This window comes from Erythrobacter sp. HL-111 (genome assembly GCF_900105095.1).
Lineage (GTDB): Bacteria > Pseudomonadota > Alphaproteobacteria > Sphingomonadales > Sphingomonadaceae > Erythrobacter.
Map to the genome: position 1 here is coordinate 2351046 of NZ_LT629743.1, position 23668 is coordinate 2374713.

The following is a 23668-nucleotide window of genomic DNA, read 5'->3' on the forward strand; positions in this document are numbered from 1 at the left end:
AAGGCCTCTTTATGTTCTCAGCGCGACCTGAGTGCCCTATCATATCCCACAAAGGTTACGGATTTAAGTCCGAGTGAATGTTCACATAGAAATTCTAAGCCATGATCTGGCCGCCCATTAAATGATTTTGGTGCAGCGCCGCATCAATCGAACCCGCGCTCGAGGAATTCGAGCGCGCAGCCCGCCAGCATGGCCGTGCCGGTCGGCAGGGCACTTTCATCGACGTGCATCCGCGGGGAATGGATCGCGCAGCATTGCGCCCAGTCCTCGCCTTCGGGCGCGACGCCGAGGAAGAACATCGCCCCCGGGACCTGTTCCAGCACGTAGGAGAAATCCTCCGCCCCCATGATCGGGGCGGGCAGGTCGCGCCAGCCCTCCGCCCCGCCGAGCGCGCGTGCGACCTTCGCCCCCAGCGCCACGGCGCGGGGGTCGCACAGCGTGACCGGGAAGCCCGGCGTGATCGTGCATTCCGCCTCCACCCCGTGCGCGCTCGCGGCGGCGCGGGCGGTCGCGGCGAGGAGTTCGTGCGCCTTTTCGCGGTGGCCGGGCGAAAGGGTGCGGATCGTGCCGGCCAGCATCGCCTCGTCGGGGATCACGTTGTGGGCGGTGCCGGCCTGGAGCCGGGTGACGGTGACGACCACCGCGCTCGCCGCATCGAATCGCCGGGTCACCATCGCCTGCAGGGCGCCGACGATCGCGGCCGCCCCCGGGACCGGGTCGGCGCAGTCGTGCGGCATCGAGGCGTGGCCGCCCCTGCCCCTGACCGTGATCGTGAACTGGTCGGCCGCCGCCATCAGCGCGCCGGGGCGACCCGCCAGCACGCCGTGCCTGGCGTTCGGCATGACGTGGAGCGCGAAGGCGGCGTCCGGCAGCGGGTCGATCAACCCGTCCTCCAGCATGAAGCGCGCGCCGTGGTGCCCCTCCTCGCCCGGCTGGAACATGAAATCGACCGTGCCCGCGATTTCGGCCCGCCGCTCGCACAGCAGGCGCGCGGCGCCCGCCAGCATCGCGGTGTGGGTGTCGTGCCCGCAGGCGTGCATCCGCCCGGGAATGGTCGAGGCGAAGGCGAGCCAGGTCTTCTCCTCCATCGGCAGCGCGTCCATGTCGCCGCGCAGGAGCACGCGGCGCCCGTCCGCCTTGGCGCCCGCCTTCGCGCCCGCCTTCCCGCCCGTCAGCGTCGCGACCGCCCCGGTGGTCGAAGGGCCGCTGCGCCATTCGAGCGGCAGGTCGGCGAGCGCCTCGCGCACCTTGGCCATGGTCATGGGGCAATCGAGGCCGAGTTCGGGTTCGGCGTGGATCGCCCGGCGCAGGGAAACGATCCCGGGGGCGAGCGAGCGGGCAGCGTCGAGGAGGTCGGGTGCAGGCATGGCGCGATCCTAACGCTCCGGGCGCGAGGTGCCAGTCCCTCCCGCAAGCGGCCATGCCGTCGTCCGACCCGGGAACCGGACCGGGAGGTCCGCCACGCGCTTGCAAGAGCGAGTTTCACGGGGGGCTTGCAAACCGGCCGGCGGAACCGATGTAGCCGCGCAACGCTTCACCGATTGTGACATCCCCGCGTAAAGATGGCAGTGGAATGCAAGCTGTCTGATCATTATGGGACGCTGATATGGCAACCTCCATCTACGAATTCGCGCAGCTGCCGCGCCTCGAAGCCGGTCCCGGTCGCACCCGCCGCGCGCGCCGGGTGCGCGCGGCGGGCGAAACGCCGGTCGTGGGCGTGATCTACAACCCGCGCAGCCACCGCAACCGCGGGGCCGATCTCGACTGCTCGATCAGCCCGCACGTCCACATCGCCCAGCCGGGTGATCGCAGCCAGCTGCTCGAGGCGCTGGCCGACCTTGCCGCGCGCGACATCGATCTGCTCGTCATCAACGGCGGCGACGGAACGGTGCGCGACGTGCTGACCTGCGGTGCGGCCCTGTTCGGCGAGAGCTGGCCCCCGATCGCGGTCCTGCCCAAGGGCAAGACCAACGCCCTGACGATCGATCTCGGCGTGCCCAAGGACTGGAGCCTGCAGGCCGCGATCGAGGCGCTCGACAGCGGCGGGATCGTGCGCCGCCGGCCGATGGCGATCGAATCGCTCGACGATCCCGGAACGAGCCCCGTCCACGGCTTCATCTTCGGCGCCGGGGCCTTCACGACCGCGACCCGTGCGGGCCAGGTCTCGCACCGGTTGGGCGCGTTCAATTCGCTCGCGGTCGGGGCGACGGCGCTGTGGGCGCTCGCCCAGTCGGTCTTCGCGACGCGCAACAACCCCTGGCGCAAGGGCGCGCGCATGGCGATCCGCCTCGGCGCGAACGGGGCGCCGATGGCGCACAGCGGCAAGGGCGATCCGGCATTCCGCCAGGCGCTGTTCGCCTCCACGCTCGAACGGCTGCCGGCCGGGCTCGTGCCTTTCGGCAAGCTGCGGCACGGGCTGAAGCTCGTCGCGGTCGACCAGATCTCGCGCCGCACCACGCTCAGCGTGCCCGCGATCATGCGGGGCTACGGTGTCGCGGGCCTGCGCGAACGCGGCATCCACCAGATCGCCGCGGCGCAGTTCACGCTCGACATCGAAGACCAGTTCATCCTCGACGGGGAGGCTTTTCCCGCCGGGCGCTATCGCATAGGCCAGGGGCCGGAACTCGAATTCGTCACCCCCTGACGCCGAACCGGGAACGGCCGGCGAGCCTCACGCACCGGACCATGCCCGAAACGCCCGATCCCGCCCCGCTTGCCGCCCGCATCGCCGCGCGGTTCGAACCGCCGGTCGATCCCGCGGTGCGCGCCTTCGCCGCCGCGCTGGGCGAGACGGCCGGGGCGCGCGCGGTGCTGTTCTACGGCTCGAACCTCAGGACCGGCTCGCTCGATGGGGTGCTCGACTTCTACCTCCTCCTGCCCGGCGACGCTGCCGGCGAAGCGGCGATCTGGCCGCGGGTGAGCTATCACGAACGGCCCCACGGCGATGCGACCCTGCGCGCCAAGGTCGCGGCGATGCGCCTTGCGACCTTCTCCGCGGCCGCCGCCGGCGAACGTGCCGACACGACGATCTGGGCCCGTTTCGTCCAGCCGAGCGCGCTTGTCTGGCAGGCGGACCCGGCGGCGCGCGACGAGGTCGTGGATGCGCTCGCGCTGGCGGCGGTGACGGCGGCGCGGCTGGCGGTGGCGCTCGGCCCGGAAGCGGGCACGCCCGGCGATTACTGGCGCGCGCTGTTCCGGGCGACCTACCGGGCCGAGTTCCGGGTCGAGAAGCCGGGGCGCGAGGACGACATCCTCTCGGTCAACGAAAACCATTTCGACGGCCTGCTCCCGCTCGCGCTGGACGCGGCCGGGATCGCCTTCGCAAGAGCGGGCGAGCGGATCGTCCCGCGCATGGATTCGCGCCGCCGGCGGGCGGTGCTCGGCTGGTGGAAGCGGCGCGCGCGGCTCGGCAAGCCGCTCAACCTGGTGCGCCTCGTCAAGGCGAGCACCACGTTCGAAGGCGCCGCGCGCTATGCCGCGTGGAAGATCGAGCGCCACACCGGGATGCCGGTCGCCGTCACGCCCTTTCGCGAAAGGCACCCCTTGCTCGCCGCGCCGGGGGTGCTGCTGGCGCTCTGGCGGCACCGGCGCGCCCGGCGTGCGGCGCACTGACCGCGCCTGCCTGCGCCGGTCAGTTCATGTAGCGCATCGTGACGTTGAGCCGCGTCACGCCGTCGCCCGCGGTAAAGCGCGTGTCGTCGAGCGAGGGCGGCAGCGGCAGGCCGAGCAGGGTGCGGATCGCCGGATCGCGCGACATCGCCGCCCCGTCGGTCGAGAAATCCTTTTCCCGGTTGCCGTTCGCATCGTGCTGCACCGCGATCGCGTATTCGCCCGCGCGCGGCAGCGGCACGCAGGCATAGGTCACGCCCTTCCTGGGCTGCATGTCGATGCGGTGGATGTAGCGTTTCGAGCGCAGCCAGTCCGAACCCTTGGCGAAATAGGTCCGCACGAAAAGGTTGCCCGCGCCCGATTTGAGCCCGGCGATCCGCAGCCGCACGGCCGGGCCCCTGCCCGGCGCGCACTGGCTCATGTCGTTGTCGATCTTGACCCCGTAGGTCTGCTGCGCGGCGGCCTGCGGCGCGAAGCCGAAGGCGAGCGCGCCCGCCCCGCCGAGCGCCGCAATGCCGGCGACCAGCCGCCCGGCGCGCTTGCGACGCGCTGCGACCTGCGTGGAAATGCCCCGTGAATTCATGCTTGTCCTGCTGTCCTGAGTGTCTTCGGGCGGGGCCGCGCGCCCTCGCCTGCGCCGCCCGCGGCCTTGCGCGGGTCATGCGAACATCGCGGGCAGATGACAAGCCCGGCGTGAATTGCGCCTTAACCGTCAAGGCGCCCGGCTCGCCGCGCCGCGGGCGATGACGGTGGAAAAGCGCGTTGCCCATGCTTGTGGCCCGATTCGCCGCTCCGGTAATGCGATGATCGCGCGAGGAAGGGCGCGCCGCGACAAATATGCCAGCACCACTCATCTCCCCGTCGATCCTGTCCGCCGATTTCGCCCGGCTCGGCGAGGAAGTGCGCGCGATCGACGCGGCCGGGGCCGACTGGATCCATGTCGACGTGATGGACGGCCATTTCGTCCCCAACATCACGATCGGCCCGGCGGTGGTGAAGGCGCTGCGCCCGCATTCGGACAAGCCGTTCGACGTCCATCTGATGATCGCGCCGGTCGATCCCTATCTCGAAGCCTTCGCCGAAGCGGGGGCCGACATCATCACCGTCCACCCCGAGGCCGGGCCGCATATCCACCGCACGCTGCAGGCGATCAGGGCGCTCGGCAAGAAGGCGGGCGCGGTGATCAATCCCGGCACGCCGGTCGAAGTGCTCGAGAATGTCATGGACCTCGTCGACCTCATCCTGGTGATGAGCGTCAATCCCGGCTTCGGGGGGCAGGGCTTCATCGATTCGCAGCTCGCCAAGATCGAGAAGGTGCGCGCGATGATCGACGCCGCCGGGCGCCCGATCCACCTCGAGGTCGATGGCGGCGTCAATCCGGATACCGCGCGGCAATGCGTCGATGCGGGCGCCGACGTGCTGGTCGCGGGCTCGGCGACGTTCAAGGGCGGGCCGGAACGCTATGCCGCCAACATCGCCGCGCTCAAGGGAGAGGCGTGATGGAGGGCCTGTTCGCAGCCCGCACCGCAGCCGCCCCGGGCGAGGACGAGGACCGGTCGGCCCGCGAGCCGGCGGGCGCGGCCCTGCCCCTGTCGCAGCGCGCCGAACCGGCTGCCGGGCAAGGGACCGCACCGGATGCCGCCGCTCCGCCCGCGCCGGACACCGCGCGCGCCCTCGCCCTGTCCGATGTGATCGCTCCCAAGGCGCGTGCGGGGGAGACGCTGATCCGCATGGCCTACCGTCTCGGCGTGCCGCGCCAGGCGCTCGCCGCGCCGTTCCGGCGGCCGACGCCGCTGCGCGTCCTCGCCACGGTCGAACAGGCGGCGCCGGGCGACCGCGCGGCCGGCACGGCGCTGCGGGCGGGGCATTTCTTCGTCCAGGGGGTGAAGCAGCCGATCGCCACGCTGGACGTGACCGGTTCGACCCGGCTCGCCCCGGGGCTGGAACGGGCGGTGCATTCCTTCTCCTGGCTCGCCGATCTCGCCGCATCCGCGCCGCGCGCCGATTGTGCGCCGGTGGCCGAGCGGATCGCGGCGCTCTGGCTCGATGCCCATCCCGCCCCGGCGCGCGGGCCCGCCTGGGACGTCGAACTCGCCGGGCTGAGGCTGATGGCATGGCTGGTCCATGCCCCGCTGGTGCTTTCCGGGCACGACCCCAAGCTCAAGCCGCGCCTGCTGGCGGCGATCGACGACACCGCCGACTGGCTCGACCGCAAGGCCGCGTCGAGCGGGGCGGGACTCGGCCAGGTCGCGGGCTGGGCCGGGGTCACCGCTGCGGGCCTGCTGCTTCCCGAAGGCCGCCCGCGCCGGCTTTACGGCGAGGCGGGGCTGATCCGCGCGCTCGGCGACCTGGTCGGCGAGGACGGCGGCGTGCTGGCCCGCTGCCCGGCCGCGCAGATGGACGCGATCCGCCTGCTCACCGACCTCATCGCCTGTTACGAGGCGACCGGGATCGAGCCGCCGCAGGCGCTGTTCGTGATGCGCGAGCTGCTCGTGCCCCCGCTGCTTGCGCTGCGCCACGGCGATGGCGGGCTCGGCAGCTGGCAGGGCCAGCCCGCGCTGGACGCGCACCGGCTCGCCGCGCTGATAGAGGCGAGCGGGGTGCGCGCCCGCCCGCTGGCCGATACCGAGCACTGGGGGTTCCACCGGCTGCGCGGCGGCCAGACGCAGGTGCAGTTCGACGCCGCGCCCCCGCCGCGCGCGCGCCACGCGCGCTGCGGCTGCGCCTCCACGCTGGCCTTCGAAATGTCGGACGGGCCGACCCGGCTGATCGTCAATTGCGGCGGCGCGGCGCTCGCCGGGGCGCTGGTCCCGGCGCGCATCGGGCAGGGCCTTCGCGCCAGCGCCGCCCATTCGACCCTGGTGCTGGACAACGCCAATTCGACCGCGGTGGAACTCCACGGCAAGCTCGGCCGCGGGGTCGAGGCGGTCGAGGTCGAGCGCCGCCTGCTGGGCGAGAACGGCCGCGAGGGCACGCGGATCGAGGCGAGCCATGACGGTTACGCCGCGCGGTTCGGCCTCACCCACCGCCGCGTGCTCTCGCTGCGCGCCGACGGGACGGAGCTGGCGGGCGAGGACATCCTCGTGCCGGCCGGGCGCAAGGGCAAGCGTGGCCGGATCGCCTTCGCGATCCGGTTCCATCTCGGCCGGGGGATCGAGGCGCGCCTGTCCGAGGACGGGCGCGGTGCGAGCCTGCTGACCGAAGGCGGGAAGCTCTGGCAATTCCGTCTGCGCGGCGATAGTGCCGCCGCCGGCGACGTCTCGCTGGTCATCGAGGACAGCCTGTGGGTCGATGGCGAGGGACGCCCGCATCCGACCGAGCAACTCGTGATCGAGGGGCTGACATCGCGCGGCGGAGGGCAATTCTCCTGGCTGCTGAGAAAGACGGGGTAGCATTCGTGAACATGGCGACAATCCGGCGGGCGCTGCTTTCGGTGTCCGACAAGACCGGCTTGGCCGAACTGGGCCAGGCCTTGGCGGCGCGCGGCATCGAGCTGGTGAGCACCGGCGGCACCGCGCGCACCCTGCGCGAAGCGGGGCTCGAGGTGCGCGACGTGGCCGACCTTACCGGCTTTCCCGAGATGATGGACGGGCGGGTCAAGACGCTGCACCCCAAGGTCCATGGCGGCCTGCTCGCCCTGCGCGACAACGACGCACACCGCGCCGCGATGGAGGAACACGCGATCGGCGCGATCGACCTCGTGGTGGTCAACCTCTACCCGTTCGAGGCGACCGTGGCGAAAGGTGCGGAGCGCGCGGAGATCATCGAGAACATCGACATCGGCGGCCCTGCGATGGTCCGTTCGGCCGCGAAGAACCACGGGCACGTCACCATCCTCACCGATCCCGCCGATTACGCCGCGCTGATCGAGGAGCTGGAGGCGAACGGGGGCGGAACCAGCGAAGCCTTCCGCATCCGCATGGCGGGCAAGGCCTATGCCCGCACCGCCGCCTATGACGCGGCGATCGCCAACTGGTTCGCCTTCGGGGACGCCTTTACCCACCCGCTCGGGACGGAGGCCCTGCAGGCGACCCCCTTCGTCGAGACCATGCCGCTGGCGTTCAAGCGCGCCGACACGCTGCGCTATGGCGAGAACCCGCACCAGCAGGCGGCGATCTACGTGCCCCAGGTCGCGGGGGCGCCCGGCGTGCCGCAGGCGACGCAATTGCAGGGCAAGGCGCTTTCCTACAACAACCTCAACGATGCCGACGCCGCGCTCGAACTCGCGGCGGAATTCGCCGGGCAGGATCCCGCCGTGGTGATCGTCAAGCACGCCAATCCCTGCGGCGTCGCGCAAGGCACGTCGCTGCGCGAGGCGTGGGAAGCCGCGCTGCAATGCGACAGCGTTTCGGCCTTCGGCGGGATCGTCGCGGTCAACACCGAACTCGACGGCGAAACGGCCGAGGCGATCGCCGAGATCTTCACCGAGGTCGTGATCGCTCCCACGGTCAGCGAGGCGGCGCGCGAGGTCTTCGCCAGGAAGAAGAACCTGCGCCTGCTCGAATGCGGCGCGCTGCCCGATCCGCGCCGCGGCGGCTTCGCGATGAAGACGATCGCGGGCGGGATGCTGGTCCAGTCGCGCGACAATGGTTCGGTGAGCGCCGCCGACCTCAGCGTCGTCACCCGGCGCGCGCCCACCGCGCAGGAACTGGCGGACTGCCTGTTCGCCTGGACCGTCGCGCGCCACGTGAAATCGAACGCCATCGTCTATGCCAAGGACGGCGCGACCGCGGGAATCGGCGCGGGCCAGATGAACCGCCGCGATTCGGCCCGCATCGCCGCGATCAAGGCGCGCGAGGCCGCCGAGACCTACGGCTGGGACGCGCCCCGCACGAAAGGCAGCGCGGTCGCATCCGATGCCTTCTTCCCCTTCGCCGACGGGCTGCTCGCCGCGGCGGAGGCGGGGGCGACCGCGGTGATCCAGCCCGGCGGCTCGATCCGCGACGAGGAGGTGATCGCCGCCGCCGACGAAGCCGGGCTGGCGATGGTCTTCACCGGGATGCGCCACTTTCGCCACTGAACCCGCAGCCGTCGCCGCCCCGGCTGCGCGCCTCTGCCGCATCCGCCGCGCCGGTGGGGGCGTAACTTCGGGCGACGTCGCAACGAATCGTCGCAGGAATGCACCGTCCAACGACGCGTTCACCGGATTGCAAGCCCTCCTTCGGCATGAAGGCCCGCGGAACCGACCGAGACGAAAGATTCCCCCATGCGCCTCTTCGCCCCCGACCTCTATCGCAATTTCGCCATCGGCTTCGCGATCGCCGCGATCGGGGTGGGCGTCGCCCATGCCGGGCAGGTCGGCGACGAATTCGCCCCGCCCGCGCACGCCGCCGCGCCGCACGAAGCGCCTCAGCCCGCGCCCGAATTCGTGATCGCTCCCTTGCCCGGAGAGCCCGATTGAAGCGCCTCCTCGCGCCGCTTCTCGCCCCCGTCCTGCTGGGCGCGCTCGGCATGAGCGGCTGCGCCGGCCCGGCGTTCGCCGCGGAGGAGCCCGTCGACGCCCCCGCTGCCAAGCGCATCGCCAAGGAAGGCGCCGGGCTCAGGACCGCGATCTTCGCGGGCGGCTGCTTCTGGGGGGTCGAGGGCGTCTTCAGCCACGTGAAGGGCGTGAAATCCGCCGTTTCCGGCTATCACGGCGGAACGGCGAAGAACGCGAAATACTCGGTCGTCACCACGGGCATGACGAACCACGCCGAATCGGTGAAGATCACCTACGACCCCTACGAGGTGCGCTATGATGAATTGCTCCGCATCTTCTTCTCGGTCGTGGCCGATCCGACCCAGCTGAACCGCCAGGGCCCCGATGTCGGATCGCATTACCGCACGGCGATCGTCCCCACGAACGAGGAGCAGGCGGCGGTCGCCAGGGCCTATCTCGCGCAGCTCGAACGGGCGGCGATCTGGGACCGGCCGATCGTCACCAGGATCGAGCCGCAGCGGACCTTCTATCCGGCCGAGGACTATCACCAGGATTTCATGGCGAAGAACCCGCGCCACGGTTACATCCTGCGCTGGGACCGGCCCAAGGTCGAGGCGCTGAAGGCCATGTTCCCGCGCGACTGGCGGGCCGATTTCCTGCGCGACGGCCCGCCCGGAGCCTGACAACCCGCCCGGAGCCTGACAAGGATCCCCTGTCCCCCGGCCGGTAACAAGCCGCTTGGCGAAGCGCCGCGCGGCGTCCTATATGCCGGTGCATGGCCCAACACGCTCACACCCACGCCCCCGGGCACGCCCATGTCGAACACACCGGCGAAAGCCTGATCGCCGCGGCGCGTGCGGCGCTCGTCGGGGAGGGCGAACAGTGGACGAACATGCGCGAGGCGGTCTTCGCCGAACTCGCCCGGCACGAACGGCCCGTCTCCGCCTACGACATCGCCGACAACCTCTCGGCCGCGCGGGGCAAGCGGGTGGCGCCCAACAGCGTCTACCGCATCCTCGACCTGTTCGTGGCGAACAACCTCGCGATGCGGGTCGAAAGCTCGAACGCCTATCTCGCCAACAGCCACCCCGGCTGCGCGCATGACTGCATCTTCCTCGTCTGCGACGAATGCGGCGAGGCGCAGCACATCGACGACGAGAACGTGAGCCGTTCGGTCCGCCAGCTCGCCGCGGATCGGCGCTTCCGGCCAGAGCGCCCGGTGCTCGAGATTCGCGGGGTCTGCGCCGGCTGCGCCTGACGCGCGTCCCCCTTCCCATGTCCAGTTGCAACGCCAAAGCGTTCATCGACAGGGCCGTTTCGAGCGTGTAAAGCCCGGACTTATGAGCAATCAACCTGCAACGCCCCTGCTCGACCAGGTGCCTACGCCGACCGAGCTTCGCAAGCTCAAGCCCGAACAGCTGCGCCAGCTTGCCGACGAATTGCGCGCCGAGATGATCGATGCCGTCAGCACTTCGGGCGGGCATCTCGGCTCGGGTCTCGGCGTGGTCGAGCTGACCGTGGCGATCCACTATGTCTTCAACACGCCCGAGGACCGTCTGGTCTGGGACGTCGGCCACCAGTGCTACCCGCACAAGATCATCACCGGCCGCCGCGACCGCATCCGCACGCTGCGCCAGGGCGGCGGGCTGTCGGGCTTCACCAAGCGCAGCGAAAGCGAATACGACCCCTTCGGCGCGGCGCATTCCTCGACCTCGATCTCGGCCGCGCTGGGCTTTGCCATCGCCAACAAGCTTTCGGGCAAGCCGGGCCGCGGCATCGCGGTGATCGGCGACGGCGCGATGAGCGCGGGGATGGCCTACGAGGCGATGAACAACGCCGCGCAGGCGGGCAATCGCCTCGTGGTCATCCTCAACGACAACGACATGTCGATCGCGCCGCCCGTCGGGGGCCTGTCGGCCTATCTCGCCCGCATGGTCTCCTCGAGCGAATATCTCGGCCTCAGGAGCCTTGCGAGCCGCGCGGTCAAGAAGATGAGCCGGCGGATGCACGACGCCATCGGCAAGGCGGAGGAATACACCCGCGGCATGGTGACCGGCGGGACCCTGTTCGAGGAACTGGGCTTCTACTATGTCGGCCCGATCGACGGGCACAATCTCGACCATCTCGTGCCGGTGCTGGAGAATGTCCGCGACACCTCCGAAGGCCCGGTGCTGATCCATGTCGTGACCACCAAGGGCAAGGGCTACGCCCCGGCCGAGGAAAGCGCCGACAAGTATCACGGCGTGCCGAAATTCAACGTCGTCACCGGCGAAAAGCAGAAAGGCTCGGCCGGCCCGCCCGCCTACCAGAACGTCTTCGGCGACACGCTCGCCGACCTTGCCGACCGCGACAGGCGGATCTGCGCGATCACCGCGGCCATGCCCTCGGGCACGGGCGTGGACCGTTTCGCCAAGCGGCACCCGGACCGCGCCTTCGACGTCGGCATCGCCGAACAGCACGGCGTGACTTTCGCTGCGGGCCTTGCCGCGCAGGGGATGCGGCCCTTCGCCGCGATCTATTCGACCTTCCTCCAGCGCGCCTATGACCAGGTCGTGCACGACGTCGCGATCCAGAACCTGCCGGTGCGTTTCGCGATCGACCGCGCCGGGCTGGTGGGCGCGGACGGATCGACCCACGCGGGCAGTTTCGACATCACCTATCTCGCGACGCTGCCCAATTTCGTGGTCATGGCCGCGGCCGACGAGGCGGAGCTGGTCCACATGACCTACACCGCCGCCGAGCATGACGATGGCCCCATCGCCTTCCGCTATCCGCGCGGCAACGGTGTCGGCGTGCCGCTTCCCGAAACCCCGCAGAAGCTGGAAATCGGCAAGGGCCGGATCGTGCGCGGAGATGCGAACAAGCCCGCCAAGGTCGCGATCCTGTCGCTCGGCGCGCGGCTCGAAGAGGCGAAGAAGGCCGCCGACACATTGGAGGCGAAGGGCCTGTCGACCACCATCGCCGACATGCGCTTCGCCAAGCCGCTGGACGAGGACCTGATCGCCAGGCTGATGCGGAGCCACGAAGTCGTCGTGACCATCGAGGAAGGCGCGATCGGCGGGCTCGGCGCGCATGTCCTGACCTTCGCCAGCGACGAGGGGCTGACCGATACCGGCCTCAAGATCCGCACGATGCGCCTGCCCGACACCTTCATCGACCAGGATTCGCCCGACCGGCAGTACGCCATCGCCCGCCTCAACGCCCCGCACATCGTCGAGACGGTGCTCAAGGCGCTCAAGCACAACAGCGCGGGCGTGGAGGAAGCGCGGGCCTAGCGGCGGCTCGCGCTCTCTGCGGCCCGCGTTCCTCCCGCCGGAGGGCGACGACCGGCAGCGGTGGCGGCCGACCGGGCCATGGCGAAGGGCGGCCCAAGGTCGCCGCCCCCTCTCCCGGAACATCCCCCGGGTGTCATCCGTCTCCCCTTGAAAGGAGGAGACACGAATGACCCTTTCCGCGATCGCGCTCAATTGCAGCCTCAAGCCCAGCAGCGCCGACGAGGCGTCCTCGACCGACCGGATGATCGGCCTGATCGCCGAACACCTCGCGCGCGAGGACGTGACGCTGTCCGAAACCATCCGCGTGGCCGACCATGACGTGAAGCCGGGCGTCACCTCGGACGAGGGCGCGGGCGATGCCTGGCCCGCGATGCGCGAAAAGGTGCTCGCCGCCGACATCCTCATCCTCGCGGGGCCCGTCTGGCTCGGCCAGCCGTCGAGCATCGCCAAGCGCGTGCTCGAACGGATGGACGCCTTCCTCGTCTGTGGAACGGCGTGCAAAAGGGACCCCGTTAGCGGGGTGATCGGCGTCTAAAAGGGACCCCTCATTCTGATGGTGTAGCAGGCTGCCTGGTTTTCCAGGTGGTGAGATCGGGATGTTGGTTGTGGAGACGGTTGTTCGGATTCGGCGGGAGCACGCGGGCGGGAAGGCGATCAAGGCGATTGCGCGGGATCTGCGGTTGTCGCGCAAGGTGGTGCGCAAGGCGATCCGAGCGCCGGAAGGCGCATTTGATTATCGCCGCACGGTTCAGCCGCTGCCCCGGCTTGGACCGTTTCAGGAGCGGCTCGACGTGCTGCTGACGGAGAACGAGGCCCGGCCCCGGCGCGATCGGCTGCGCATGACCCGGATCCATGATCTGCTTTGCCGTGAGGGGTTCGAAGGTTCTTACGACGCGGTCCGACGTTACGCCCGGCGCTGGACGGAAGCGCGGCGCAAGGATGCGGGTGATGGGGCGCCTGCCTTCATCCCGCTCATGTTCAAGCCTGGCGAGGCCTACCAGTTCGACTGGAGCCACGAGGATGTGGAGATCGCGGGCAAGCCGATGCGGGTGAAGGTGGCGCAGATGCGGCTGTGCGCGTCGCGCGCGGTCTACGTCAGGGCCTATCCGCGCGAGACGCAGGAGATGGTGTTCGACGCCCATGCGCGGGGCTTTGCCTTCTTCGGCGGCGTGCCCCTGCGCGGCATCTACGATAACATGAAGACCGCGGTTACCACCGTGTTCGTCGGCAAGGAGCGGGTGTTCAACCGCCGCTTTCTGGTCATGGCCGATCATTACATGGTCGAGCCCACGGCCTGCTCCCCGGCGGCGGGGTGGGAGAAGGGTCAGGTTGAACACCAGGTTCAGACCATCCGAGGCCGCTTCTTCCAGCCTCGCCTGCGCTTTGCCAGCATCGAGGAGCTCAACGGGTGGCTGGAAGCTGAGTGCCTGAGATGGGCCGCAACGCACGCGCATCCCGAGCAGAAGGAGCTGACCGTTGCCGAGGCGCTGGAGCTCGAACGGCCAGCCCTGCAGCCGATGCTGGCACCGTTCGATGGCTTCCATGAGACCGCGCATGCCGTGACCGGCACCTGCCTGATCAGCTTCGACCGCAACCGCTACTCGGTCATGGCCAAGGCGGCGCGGCGGGCCGTCCAGGTCCGCGCCTATGCCGACCGCATCGTCGTGCGCCTCGGCGACGAGGTAATCGCAGAGCATGCCCGGCACTTCGGCCGCGACCGGACGATCTATGATCCCTGGCATTACCTGCCCGTTCTGGCCAACAAGCCCGGCGCTCTGCGGAACGGCGCACCCTTCCAGGGGTGGGACCTGCCACCGGCACTGACGCGGTTGCGGCGCAAGCTGGGCAGCGGTGATGAAGCCGACCGCCGCTTCGTGCGCGTGCTGGCAGCCATAATGACCGATGGCCTCGAAGCGGTCGAGGCCGCGGTCCGGGAGGCGCTCGATGCCGGCGCCGTCAGCGACGAGGTCATCCTCAACATCCTGGCCCGATACCGGGACCCGCCATCCGAGCGCCCCCTGGACGTGGTCGTCGATCTCAAGCTCAACCATCCGCCGATCGCGGACTGCGCGCGCTACGATACGGTGCGAGGCCTTGATGCAGCGGCATGAGATGATCGAGGCGATGCGCGCACTCGGCCTCAAGGGCATGGCCGGCGCGTTCGACGAGGCGGTCACCACCGGGCTGCAGCGCAAGCGCACGACCCACGAGATCCTGACCGACCTGCTGCGCGCCGAAGCCGCGCATCGTCATGCCGCCTCGATCCGTTACCGCATGACCGCAGCCAAGCTGCCTGTAATCAAGGACCTCGACGCCTTCGCGTTCGAGGGCACCCCGATCAACGAAGAGCTGGTGCGCTCCCTGCACGCAGGTTCGTTCCTGCCCGGTCGCCGCAACATCGTGCTCATCGGCGGCACCGGGACGGGCAAGACCCATCTGGCCACCGCGATCACCGCCAGCGTCGTGCGTGCTGGCGCTCGCGGGCGCTACTTCAATACGGTCGATCTCGTCACCCGGCTCGAGGAAGAAGCTCGCATCGGCAAGGCTGGCGCCATCGCCGCCCAGCTCGGCAGGCTCGATCTCGTGGTGCTCGATGAACTGGGCTATCTGCCGTTCGCCCGATCAGGCGGGCAGCTCTTGTTCCATCTGATCAGCAAACTCTACGAGCAGACCTCGGTGATCATCACCACCAACCTCGCCTTCGGCGAGTGGCCCACCGTCTTCGGCGATCCCAAGATGACCACCGCGCTGCTCGACCGCATCACCCACCATTGCGATATCGTCGAGACCGGCAACGACAGCTGGCGCTTCAAAAACCGCAGCTGACCCGATCAGAAAACCGACTTCGCGCTGCTGACGCCTCCGGTCGGGCTACGCCCTCCCTACGCCGCCAGCAGCGCGAAAACCGCGCCCAGCGTCAACCGATCCTCGCAACCGCAGAGGGGTCCCTTTTGCGCGCCGATAGGGGGTCCCGATTGAACGCCGATTGACATTCCTCGGCGAAGCGGACGACGAGGGTCGCTATCCGCCCTACGGCAAGGTCGCGGTGGTCGGCGTGGTCGGAAACGAGGACGGCGCGCACCATGTCGCCGCCGAATGCTTCCAGGCGCTCGCCGACGTCGGCTGGACCATCCCGCCGATGGGCTCGTGCTATTGGGTGGGCGAGGCGATGCAGCCGGTCGATTTCAAGGATTTGGCCGAAGTCCCCGATCCGATCGTGACCGCCGCGCGCAGCCTCGCCGCCAACGCCGCGCATCTGGCAAAGCTGCTGAAGCGCGAGGCCTATCCCGCGCCGTGATATCCGGGTGACGGGGCGGCGCAGCGCTGGCATGGATGGGGCGAAAGGAAAGCCTGATGTCCCTCCTCACCATCGCCCGCGACGGCGCTATCATCACGCTCACCATCAACCGCGCAGAGAGCATGAGCCCGCTCGGCGCGCCGGGTGACGGCGAGGAATTCGCGCACGCCTGCGACACGATCAACACCGACATAGGCGTGCGCTGCGTCATCCTCACCGGGGCGGGCAGGGCCTTCAGCGCGGGCGGCGACATCAAGGCGATGCGCGACAGGTCCGGCACCTTCGGCGGCACCCCGCCCGCGATTTCCGACGGCTATCGCGACAACATCCACCGGATGCTGCGCGCGCTCTACTCGCTGCGCGTGCCGGTGATCGCGGCGGTCAACGGGCCGGCGATCGGCCTGGGCTGCGACGTCGCCTGCCTCGCCGATATCCGCATCGCGTCCGAAAAGGCGAAGTTCGGCGTCACCTTCCTGAAACTCGGCATCATCCCGGGCGATGGCGGCACGTGGATCCTTCCGCGCGTCATCGGGATGAGCCGGGCGGCGGAATTGTTCTTCACCGGCGACGTGATCGACGCCGCGACGGCGCATGAATGGGGCCTCGTCAGCCGGGTGGTCGCGCCCGACGCGCTGATGGAAGAGGCCCGCGCGCTTGCGGAGCGGGTCGCGAAAATGCCGCCCCATGCGCTGCGCCAGTCGAAGATGCTGCTGCGGCAGGGGCGCGAGGTGAGCTACGACACCGCGCTCGAACTGGCGGCGAACACGCAGGCCATGATGCACGCGACGGCCGACCATGCCGAAGGCGTCGCCGCCCTGATCGAGAAGCGCGAGCCGGATTTCCGGGGCGAATGAAGCCCCGGCCCTAGAGCACCCAGCGCCAGATCCCCGCCGCGATGCCGCCCGCGCGGATGTGCAGCCAGGAGAGGCCGAGGAACAGCACCAGCCCCAGCCCCCACGCCGCCGCGCCCGCTGAAAACAGCTTGCCAAGGCGCGGGGCATAACTCGTCTTCGCCTCCCACTCGCGCCACGCCTCGCCCATCAGGCGCTCCTTCTTCGCGTCCTGCAGTTTCGCGCCGACCAGCGCGAGCAGGCCCATCGCGAAGGCGGTGACGACACTGCGCCAGTTGGCGAAGAGGATGATGTGCGAAAGCGCCCACAGCCCGATGCCCCACATCATGGGGTGGCGGGTGACGCGGAACACGCCCTTCGGCTCGGCCCGCGCCTGCGCCTCGGCCTGCGGGGTCGGGAGGGCGGGATTGCCGAACAGCGATCCCGCCAGCAGCACCGTCGCGGGCAGGGTCAGCGCGGTGGCGATGATCCAGCCGGTCTCGCCCGAGCCGGGCAGGTCGCCCGCGGGCGCGGCCCTGTAGGCGAAATAGACCCCGGCGAGCGTCGCCGCGCTGACGATGGTGTAGGCGATCTGGAACCCGTTCGCGCCGAACGCGCCGACCATCGGCGCGCGCAGCGGATGCGACATCAGGAAATGCGTGCCGACGAACGCGGTGTTCGCGGCGATCAGCAGAAAGAGACTCTCGTCCATGTCCCACCCCCCAGGCCTAGGTGGCGGGACTATAGCTTGCCCGGCGAGCCGCGCCAGCCGGCGCGAGCGGGGCGGGGCCGCACGGCGACTCCGCCCGCAGCGTCATTCCGCCGGACGCGGACCGGGACGGGTGGCCGGATGGATGCCGCCTTCCTGCGCTTCGAGGCCCGCGGCCCTCTGGCCCTCCAGGTCGTCGTCCACCGTGTCGTCGACGAGCGTTTCGAGATGCATCAGCTTCTTGATCAGCGGGCTGACGACCAGCACGCCGACACCGACCGCCACCGCGACCCAGCCGACATTGCTGTAGACGTCGAGCACGACCTGCTTGCCGGCTTCCTCGCCGACGCCTTCGGCGCCGGTCGCCGCTGCGATCAGGCCAGCGGCGAAATTGCCCGTCGCCGAAGCGAAGAACCAAGTCCCCATGATGAGCGAGGCCATGTGCGCTGGCGCGAGCCGGTTCATCGCCGACAGGCCGACCGGCGACAGGCACAGCTCGCCCGTCGTGTGGAGCAGATAGATCAGGAAGATGAACATGACCGGCGTGGCCGCATCGACCCCCACCGACTGCGCGCCGAAGACCAGCACGAGGAAGCCAAGCCCCACCTGGATCACGCCGAGGCCGAACTTGAAGGGCGTCGACGGCTCCATGTTGCGCCGACCGAGCGCGGTCCAGGTCGCGGCGAAGACCGGCGCGAGCAGGAAGATGAAACCGGCATTGACCGATTGAAAGACCGACGCGGGCACTACCATGCCGAACAGGGTGCGATCGACATGGCGATCGGTGAACAGATTGAGCGAGGACCCCGCCTGCTCGAACAGGGCCCAGAAGATGATCGAGGTCAGGATCAGGAACAGCGCCGCGAAAATCCGGTCCCGCTCCTCGCTGGAAAGCTTAACGACGGCGGTGAAGAGGACGTAAAGCACCAGCGCCCCCCCGAATCCGCCGAGGACATAGCCCACGAGGCTCTGGAACTGGATCGCCAGCCAGCAGATGCCGACGAGGCCGATGCCGGCGGCATACATGCCCCATTCGGTGCCCTTGCGAAGCGGCTTGGGCGGCTCGCCGCGGCCAAGCAGGAGCGGCGTGCCCCATGCGAAAACGACGAGGCCGAGCAGCATTCCGATCCCGGCAAGCCCGAACCCGTAGGCCCAGCCATAGGTCTCGCCGATGTAGCCGCACAGGATCGAGCCGAAGAAGGCACCGATATTGATGCCCATGTAGAAGATCGTATAGGCCGGGTCCCGGCGGATGTCGGTGCGCGGGTAAAGCTGGCCGACGATCACCGAGATGTTCGCCTTGAGGAAGCCCGAACCCACGATGATGAGCGCGAGCGCGAGCCAGAAGACGTAGATGATCGGGTTGCCGTCATTGCCCGCGGCGGGCTCGCCCTCGAAGGCCATGAAGAAGTGCCCGAGAGTCAGCAGGATCGCGCCGAACAGCACCGCCTTCCTCTGCCCGAGATACCGGTCTGCGAGATAGCCGCCGACCACCGGGGTGATGTAGACCAGCGCGGTGTAGGCGCCGTAGATGACGCCCGCCTCGCTGTCCGAGAACAGCCAGTGCTTCGTCAGGTAGAAGATCAGCAGGGCGCGCATCCCGTAATAGGAAAACCGCTCCCACATCTCGGCGAAGAACAGCACGAACAGACCCTTGGGATGGCCAAGGATGGTGCCTGCGCTGTCCCCGTCCGGCAGTGCTTGGGTAGCCATGAATGAACCTTTTCGAATTGATCCCCGTGCGACGCGCCTCTCCGGGACCCGGCCGCGAAAGGCCGGCACACTAGCGGCAAAGCGCGCCTTGTGAAGCCTTCATTACAGGACCTTGGGACGCAAGGCTCGCAGGGCCTGCCTGAACCTCGCCTGAGGCGCCCGGCCGGCGCGGTCCGCCCCGCCCCGTCCCGCCCCCGCCCCTGCGCCTTGACGCGCATGGCTGTATTATGGCACTGCACCACCTTGCATTTCCGGGGCGCCCGCATCCGCCGGTGCCCGAAGCAAGCGGGGACACATGACCCAGGCCCGCCCGGTCTATCTCAAGCTGCGCGACCAGATCGCGGCCGCCATCATCGAGGGCGAATATCGCGAAGGCGAGATGCTGCCCTCGGTGCGCGCGCTCGCGGCGCAGCAGGGGGCCAATCCGCTGACCGTCGCGAAGGCCTACCAGCAATTCCAGGCCGACGGCCTCGTCGAGGTCCAGCGCGGCGTCGGCATGTACGTGGTGAAAGGCGCCGCCGAACGCCTGCGCCGCAGCGAGCGTGAGCGATTCCTCACCGAGGAATGGCCCGACATCCGCGAACGGCTCGACCGGCTCGGGCTCGACATCGCCGCGCTCGCCGAGCGCGAGTGAGCGTTCACACCGCGCACCGCGCGCATATTTCCTTTGAAATCGGAGCGTTTTCGAGGCTGCGCCAGCTTGCGGGACGCGCAATCCTCTGGCAGTCTTCCGGCTCGTCGGGGCTTGCCGGGTCGGGGCCTTGGAGGGGAAAAGCGGGGGGGGACCCGCCATCGGCGGACCGCGCGGCTGCTTGCCGCTCGCGGGGCCGTCGGGAGGCCGTGATGATCAGATCCGAATTGCTGCAGGCGCTTCACAAGGACAATCCCGAGCTGCGCGCGGAGGAGATCGAACAGGTCGTCGACATCTTCTTCGACGAAATCGCCCAGCGCCTCGCCGAAGGCGGGCGGGTCGAACTGCGCGGCTTCGGAGCCTTCTCCACCCGCGAACGCAAGGCCCGCACCGGGCGCAACCCGCGCACCGGCGAAACGGTCGAGGTGCCGGCCAAGCGCGTGCCCTATTTCAAGGCGGGCAAGGAAATCCGCAAGCGGTTGAACGACGAATAGGTGGCCCGCCCGCGTCCCCGGCGCGCGGTCGTCCGTTTCCGCTCCCGGCCAAGGCCGAGGCCGAGGCCGAGCGCGCGTGTTGCCCGAACGCGCGCCCCTGTCTATCGCTCGACACCGCGCGGGTGTGGCGGAATGGTAGACGCCGGGGACTTAAAATCCCCTGTCCCTAGGACGTGCGGGTTCGAGTCCCGCCACCCGCACCATGTCCGGCCGAAGACGCCCGCCGGGGCCTCGGTTCTCGATCGACCCGGATATCCCGGCCTGCGCGACCCGTTTCGATGAAGGCTCGCACGATCCCTGGACGCGCTTTCGAATCGCCTTCCACGAGCAGCCGCAAAGCGTCTCGCACGCCCGATCACCGGATAACCATGCCGGATTGCACGGCAGGCCCGTGATTTCCGGCGGCAAGTTCGCCCGGCCGGCAGGGGCTGGTGGACGCGATCGACGCTTGAGGCAAGGCGGAACCCCGGCCGGACAAGCGACCCGAACCGGCGGAACGGCGGACTGATCGCCCCGTTGGTCCGACATGGAAGAGAAAACCGCAGGATACGAACGGGGCGCTGCCCCATCGAAGGAAGGCGCCTGCGCTTCGCGCGAATCCGCCCCGTGGGACATCGTGGTGCAGCCTGGTCCGGTGATGGTCACCGCGATCCATGCGGGACACACGATCCGCCCCTCCCTGCAACCGTGGCTCGAACTCGGCGACGAGGAGCGTCTGCGCGAGGAGGACCCGCTCACCGATTATTTCCTTCCCGCGGGCGACACGCTCGTCCGGGCGAACCGGTCGCGCTTCGAATTCGATCTGAACCGCCCTCCCGCAACCGCGGTCACGACCGATCCCGCGGATACCTGGGGGCTAAAGGTCTGGAATCCGGCCCTTCCCGAGGCGGAGAGGCGGCACTCGCTCGATCTGCACCGGCGTTTCTACGAATGGGTCGCGGAAAGGGTCGAGGCGATGATCGCCCGGCACGAACGCATCCTCGTGCTCGATATCCACAGCTACAACCATCGCCGCGACGGGCAGGACGCGGACCCTGCCGATCCGGCCGCCAATCCCGACATCGACCTCGGCGCGACGACGCTCGACAGTGAGATCTCCGGCGGCCTGCACGACGAGATCGCCGAAGGCCTGCGCTCGCGCAGACTGGCAGGGCGCACGCCCGATGTGCGGACCAACGTGCGGTGGAAGGACGGCGGCCATTTCCCCGAATGGCTCCATGCCCGCTATGGCGCGGCGGCCTGCGTCATGACCCTCGAATACAAGAAGGTGTTCATGGACGAGTGGGGGCGCACGGCCGACATCATCGCCCTGCAGGACCTGCGCGAGGGATTCCTCGCCGCGATCGACCGTGCCCGGGTCTGGCTCGCGGCGAATTGCGCGCGGGGTCGGCCGAAGGCGAGCGCATGAGCGGGGCTGCAGGCAGGCGGCTCGCACAACCGGAAGCAGGGCCGAGCGCGCTTTGCGCGGCCGCGATCGAAGTCGACCGCGCGCTCGCCGAGATGGACCGCAAGGTGGACTGGCTCGCGCGCCTCACCCCGGTCAACATGGACGAGATATGGGAGGGTTTCAGGTCCTCGGGCTTTCGGTCCATGCCCGACAGCCGGTTCGGCGACGGGCTCTCCCGCGACGCCCCGGTTCTGCGCGACGAATTGTTCGACCTGCCGGTGCGCGCGATCGCCAATCCCCTGATCGAGGCCCTGCTGCTGGAAAAGCAGCGCGAACTCGATCGCCAGATCGAACTGGTGCGGATGCGCGGACAGGAAGGTTTCATCCTCGCCAGCATCGACCTGTTCGGCCATGTGAGCGAACGCCTGCTCGATACCGCGCTCGATTTGCTCGACACCATATCCGCCCCGCCCCCGGACGAACTCGACGCGGGCGCCGAGGAGGTTCGCGCCGCGGCATTCGAGGCCGTCGTGCGGTACCGCGAACGCAGCCCCGGTTTCTCCTGCGAGGTGATCGTCGACACGACGCCGGGCACCTCGCTCTATGTCTCGCAGGGCAATCTGCACATCGCGCACGATTACCGCACCTCAAGGCATAGGGTCGAACCCCTGATCGCGCACGAGGTCGGCACCCATGCCGTCACCCGTTTCAATGGCGAACGCCAGCCGCTGCACACGCTGGCGGACGGGCTCGCCGACTACGACGACCTGCAGGAGGGGCTCGCGGTCCTGGGCGAATATCTCGCCGGGTACCTCCCGGCAGAGCGCCTGCGCATCCTCGCGGCCCGCGTGGTCGCGGCGCACATGGCGGTCGAGGGGAAAGCCGGCCCCGAGATATTCGCCCGCCTCGTCGAGGAGCATGGCATCGGGCAGAAGGACGCGTTCGACACGGCCGTGCGAGCCAAGCGTGGCGGCGGCCTCACCAAGGATGCGCTCTACCTGAAAGGGCTTGCGGAACTGCTCGCATATCTCGACCACGGCGGCGATTTCAGGATCCTGTTCCTCGGCAAGTTCGCCCTGAAACAGCTCCCGACGCTCGAAAAACTGATCGAGGACGGCATCGTGCACCCACCCGAACTGCTCCCGTCCTTCTGCGAGGACGAGGGTGCGATCCGGCGGCTTGCCGACGCGCGGTCCGCCCCGCTCGCTTCGCTTTACCATGAAAGGCCCGCAGGATGACGCAGGACAAGATCAAGCTCGCTTTCGTCGTCAACGACGTCGCGACCGAGCAGGACAATTACACGACGATCCGCCTCGCCCGCCGGGCGGTCGGGCGCGGGCACGAGGTCGCGCTGATCGGGCTCGGCGATTTCATCTATGACTGGGAAGACGGCATCTGCGCGATGGCGACGCTCAGCAAGGTCGGCGAATTCGCGGACGACACGGCCTATCTTGAACATCTCCAGGACCCCGAACGCGAGCGCGCGCGCATCGTGCTGGGCGAGCGGGACATTCTCATGCTCCGCAGCGACCCGGCCGAGGAGCTGGTCTCGCGCAGCTGGGCGCCCGCCTCCTGCCTGCTGTTCGCGCAGCTAGCCTCGCTCGGGCGAACCATCGTCCTGAACGATCCGCGCCATCTCACCGATGCGGTCAACAAGACCTATTTCCAGGGATTTCCCGAAAGCGTCCGGCCCGAGACGACCATTACCCGCGAAGAGGCCGAGGTCGCGCGCTTCCTCGAAGCGCATGGCGGCAAGTGCGTGGTCAAGCCCCTGCAGGGATCGGGCGGACAGGGCGTCTTCATCATCGACGAGGGCAATCGCCAGAACCTGTCCCAGATCATCGAGGCGGTCACGCGCGACGGCTATGCGATCGTGCAGGAATACCTGCCGGCCGCCGCCGACGGCGACCTGCGGATGATCACGCTGAACGGCCACCCGCTGCGGGTCGACGACACCTATGCCTGCATCCGCCGCTTCAGCCAGAGCGAGGACCATCGTTCCAACATCTCGGCCGGCGGCGGGGTCGAACTCGCCGAGCCCGACGAAGCCGCGCTTCAGATCGCCGAGATCGTCGGACCTAAGCTCATCGATGACGGAATGTATCTCACCGGCCTCGACATCGCCGGCGACAGGATGATGGAACTGAACGTCGATACGCCCGGCGGGCTGAGTTTCATGGAGGATCTCGCGGGCGTCGATTTCAGCGGCGCGGTACTCGACGACCTCCAGCGCAAGGTGAAGCTGCGGCGGCAGTACGGCGGAACGCTCAGCAACCGCCAGCTCGCGGTGATCTGAACCTTCC

At 69.1% G+C, this 23668-nt stretch carries 23 protein-coding genes and 1 tRNA gene; 20 read left to right on the plus strand and 4 right to left on the minus strand.

Annotated features, from left to right (window positions below; all coding sequences use genetic code 11):
* Positions 1 to 143: 143 nt before the first annotated feature.
* Positions 144 to 1367, minus strand: a complete 1224-nt coding sequence (locus BLU08_RS11155) for a M20 family metallopeptidase (RefSeq protein ID WP_090199493.1) — start codon at positions 1365 to 1367, stop codon at positions 144 to 146.
* 239 nt (positions 1368 to 1606) lie between these two features.
* Between BLU08_RS11155 and BLU08_RS11160 the strand changes: the two genes are divergently transcribed.
* The gene (locus BLU08_RS11160; RefSeq protein WP_090199494.1) at positions 1607 to 2644 is read left to right on the plus strand and encodes a diacylglycerol kinase family protein; all 1038 of its coding nucleotides are present in this window, start codon (positions 1607 to 1609) and stop codon (positions 2642 to 2644) included.
* A 41-nt stretch (positions 2645 to 2685) separates the two neighbouring features.
* On the plus strand, positions 2686 to 3612 hold the full coding sequence (locus tag BLU08_RS11165; protein WP_090199496.1) for a hypothetical protein: 927 nt from the start codon (positions 2686 to 2688) through the stop codon (positions 3610 to 3612).
* Between the two features lie 19 nt (positions 3613 to 3631).
* Here the strand turns inward: BLU08_RS11165 and BLU08_RS11170 are convergent, their stop codons facing one another.
* The gene (locus BLU08_RS11170; protein ID WP_090199499.1) at positions 3632 to 4192 is read right to left on the minus strand and encodes a DUF2141 domain-containing protein; all 561 of its coding nucleotides are present in this window, start codon (positions 4190 to 4192) and stop codon (positions 3632 to 3634) included.
* A 254-nt stretch (positions 4193 to 4446) separates the two neighbouring features.
* Here BLU08_RS11170 and rpe point away from each other — a divergent pair, with 254 nt between their 5' ends.
* From rpe to BLU08_RS11230, 12 genes are all read left to right on the plus strand, one after another.
* Positions 4447 to 5109 (plus strand): ribulose-phosphate 3-epimerase, encoded by a 663-nt coding sequence (rpe, locus tag BLU08_RS11175; protein WP_090199501.1) that lies wholly within the window; start codon positions 4447 to 4449, stop codon positions 5107 to 5109.
* A complete protein-coding gene (locus tag BLU08_RS11180) occupies positions 5109 to 7001 on the plus strand; it encodes a heparinase II/III family protein (RefSeq protein WP_090199502.1) in 1893 nt (630 codons plus the stop codon). The genes rpe and BLU08_RS11180 overlap by 1 nt, the downstream gene beginning before the upstream one ends.
* 11 nt (positions 7002 to 7012) lie before the next feature.
* Entirely contained in the window at positions 7013 to 8629 is a 1617-nt protein-coding gene (gene purH / locus BLU08_RS11185; protein ID WP_090199505.1) for a bifunctional phosphoribosylaminoimidazolecarboxamide formyltransferase/IMP cyclohydrolase, read from the plus strand.
* A 186-nt stretch (positions 8630 to 8815) separates the two neighbouring features.
* On the plus strand, positions 8816 to 9010 hold the full coding sequence (locus BLU08_RS11190; RefSeq protein ID WP_090199507.1) for a hypothetical protein: 195 nt from the start codon (positions 8816 to 8818) through the stop codon (positions 9008 to 9010).
* 50 nt (positions 9011 to 9060) lie between these two features.
* The gene (gene msrA / locus BLU08_RS11195; protein WP_090201315.1) at positions 9061 to 9711 is read left to right on the plus strand and encodes a peptide-methionine (S)-S-oxide reductase MsrA; all 651 of its coding nucleotides are present in this window, start codon (positions 9061 to 9063) and stop codon (positions 9709 to 9711) included.
* A gap of 92 nt (positions 9712 to 9803) precedes the next feature.
* A complete protein-coding gene (locus tag BLU08_RS11200) occupies positions 9804 to 10286 on the plus strand; it encodes a Fur family transcriptional regulator (protein WP_090199508.1) in 483 nt (160 codons plus the stop codon).
* Positions 10287 to 10368: 82 nt separating this feature from the next.
* Complete coding sequence (gene dxs, locus BLU08_RS11205; protein WP_090199510.1) at positions 10369 to 12303, plus strand: 1-deoxy-D-xylulose-5-phosphate synthase; 1935 nt, start codon at positions 10369 to 10371, stop codon at positions 12301 to 12303.
* Between the two features lie 166 nt (positions 12304 to 12469).
* Positions 12470 to 12838, plus strand: coding sequence for a flavodoxin family protein (locus BLU08_RS11210; protein WP_090199512.1), 369 nt, complete (start codon positions 12470 to 12472; stop codon positions 12836 to 12838).
* Positions 12839 to 12899: 61 nt separating this feature from the next.
* Positions 12900 to 14414 (plus strand): IS21 family transposase, encoded by a 1515-nt coding sequence (gene istA, locus BLU08_RS11215; protein WP_090193857.1) that lies wholly within the window; start codon positions 12900 to 12902, stop codon positions 14412 to 14414.
* On the plus strand, positions 14401 to 15129 hold the full coding sequence (gene istB, locus BLU08_RS11220; RefSeq protein ID WP_090193854.1) for an IS21-like element helper ATPase IstB: 729 nt from the start codon (positions 14401 to 14403) through the stop codon (positions 15127 to 15129). The genes istA and istB overlap by 14 nt, the downstream gene beginning before the upstream one ends.
* A 160-nt stretch (positions 15130 to 15289) precedes the next feature.
* Entirely contained in the window at positions 15290 to 15601 is a 312-nt protein-coding gene (locus BLU08_RS11225) for a hypothetical protein (RefSeq protein WP_090199514.1), read from the plus strand.
* Positions 15602 to 15657: 56 nt separating this feature from the next.
* The gene (locus BLU08_RS11230) at positions 15658 to 16455 is read left to right on the plus strand and encodes a crotonase/enoyl-CoA hydratase family protein (protein ID WP_090199516.1); all 798 of its coding nucleotides are present in this window, start codon (positions 15658 to 15660) and stop codon (positions 16453 to 16455) included.
* A 10-nt stretch (positions 16456 to 16465) separates the two neighbouring features.
* On the opposite strand, the gene BLU08_RS11235 is transcribed toward BLU08_RS11230, so the two are convergent.
* Positions 16466 to 17143, minus strand: a complete 678-nt coding sequence (locus tag BLU08_RS11235; RefSeq protein ID WP_090199518.1) for an NnrU family protein — start codon at positions 17141 to 17143, stop codon at positions 16466 to 16468.
* A gap of 102 nt (positions 17144 to 17245) precedes the next feature.
* Complete coding sequence (locus tag BLU08_RS11240; protein WP_090199519.1) at positions 17246 to 18853, minus strand: peptide MFS transporter; 1608 nt, start codon at positions 18851 to 18853, stop codon at positions 17246 to 17248.
* 295 nt (positions 18854 to 19148) lie between these two features.
* Between BLU08_RS11240 and BLU08_RS11245 the strand changes: the two genes are divergently transcribed.
* The 6 genes from BLU08_RS11245 to BLU08_RS11270 all read left to right on the plus strand — a co-directional run bounded on the left by BLU08_RS11245 (position 19149) and on the right by BLU08_RS11270 (position 23661).
* Positions 19149 to 19487 carry a GntR family transcriptional regulator gene (locus BLU08_RS11245; RefSeq protein ID WP_090199521.1) on the plus strand — a complete coding sequence of 113 codons (339 nt, stop codon included), beginning with the start codon at positions 19149 to 19151 and terminating at the stop codon, positions 19485 to 19487.
* Between the two features lie 209 nt (positions 19488 to 19696).
* Complete coding sequence (locus BLU08_RS11250; RefSeq protein WP_090199523.1) at positions 19697 to 19978, plus strand: integration host factor subunit beta; 282 nt, start codon at positions 19697 to 19699, stop codon at positions 19976 to 19978.
* Positions 19979 to 20096: 118 nt separating this feature from the next.
* Positions 20097 to 20181: transfer RNA gene (locus tag BLU08_RS11255), tRNA-Leu, on the plus strand.
* Positions 20182 to 20504: 323 nt separating this feature from the next.
* A complete protein-coding gene (locus BLU08_RS11260; RefSeq protein WP_090199525.1) occupies positions 20505 to 21386 on the plus strand; it encodes an N-formylglutamate amidohydrolase in 882 nt (293 codons plus the stop codon).
* On the plus strand, positions 21383 to 22603 hold the full coding sequence (locus tag BLU08_RS11265; protein ID WP_157674531.1) for a tyrosine/phenylalanine carboxypeptidase domain-containing protein: 1221 nt from the start codon (positions 21383 to 21385) through the stop codon (positions 22601 to 22603). Before BLU08_RS11260 ends, BLU08_RS11265 begins: the two co-directional genes overlap by 4 nt.
* Positions 22600 to 23661: a glutathione synthase gene (locus BLU08_RS11270; protein ID WP_233995950.1), complete on the plus strand. Its 1062-nt coding sequence runs from the start codon at positions 22600 to 22602 to the stop codon at positions 23659 to 23661. The genes BLU08_RS11265 and BLU08_RS11270 overlap by 4 nt, the downstream gene beginning before the upstream one ends.
* Positions 23662 to 23668: the final 7 nt, after the last annotated feature.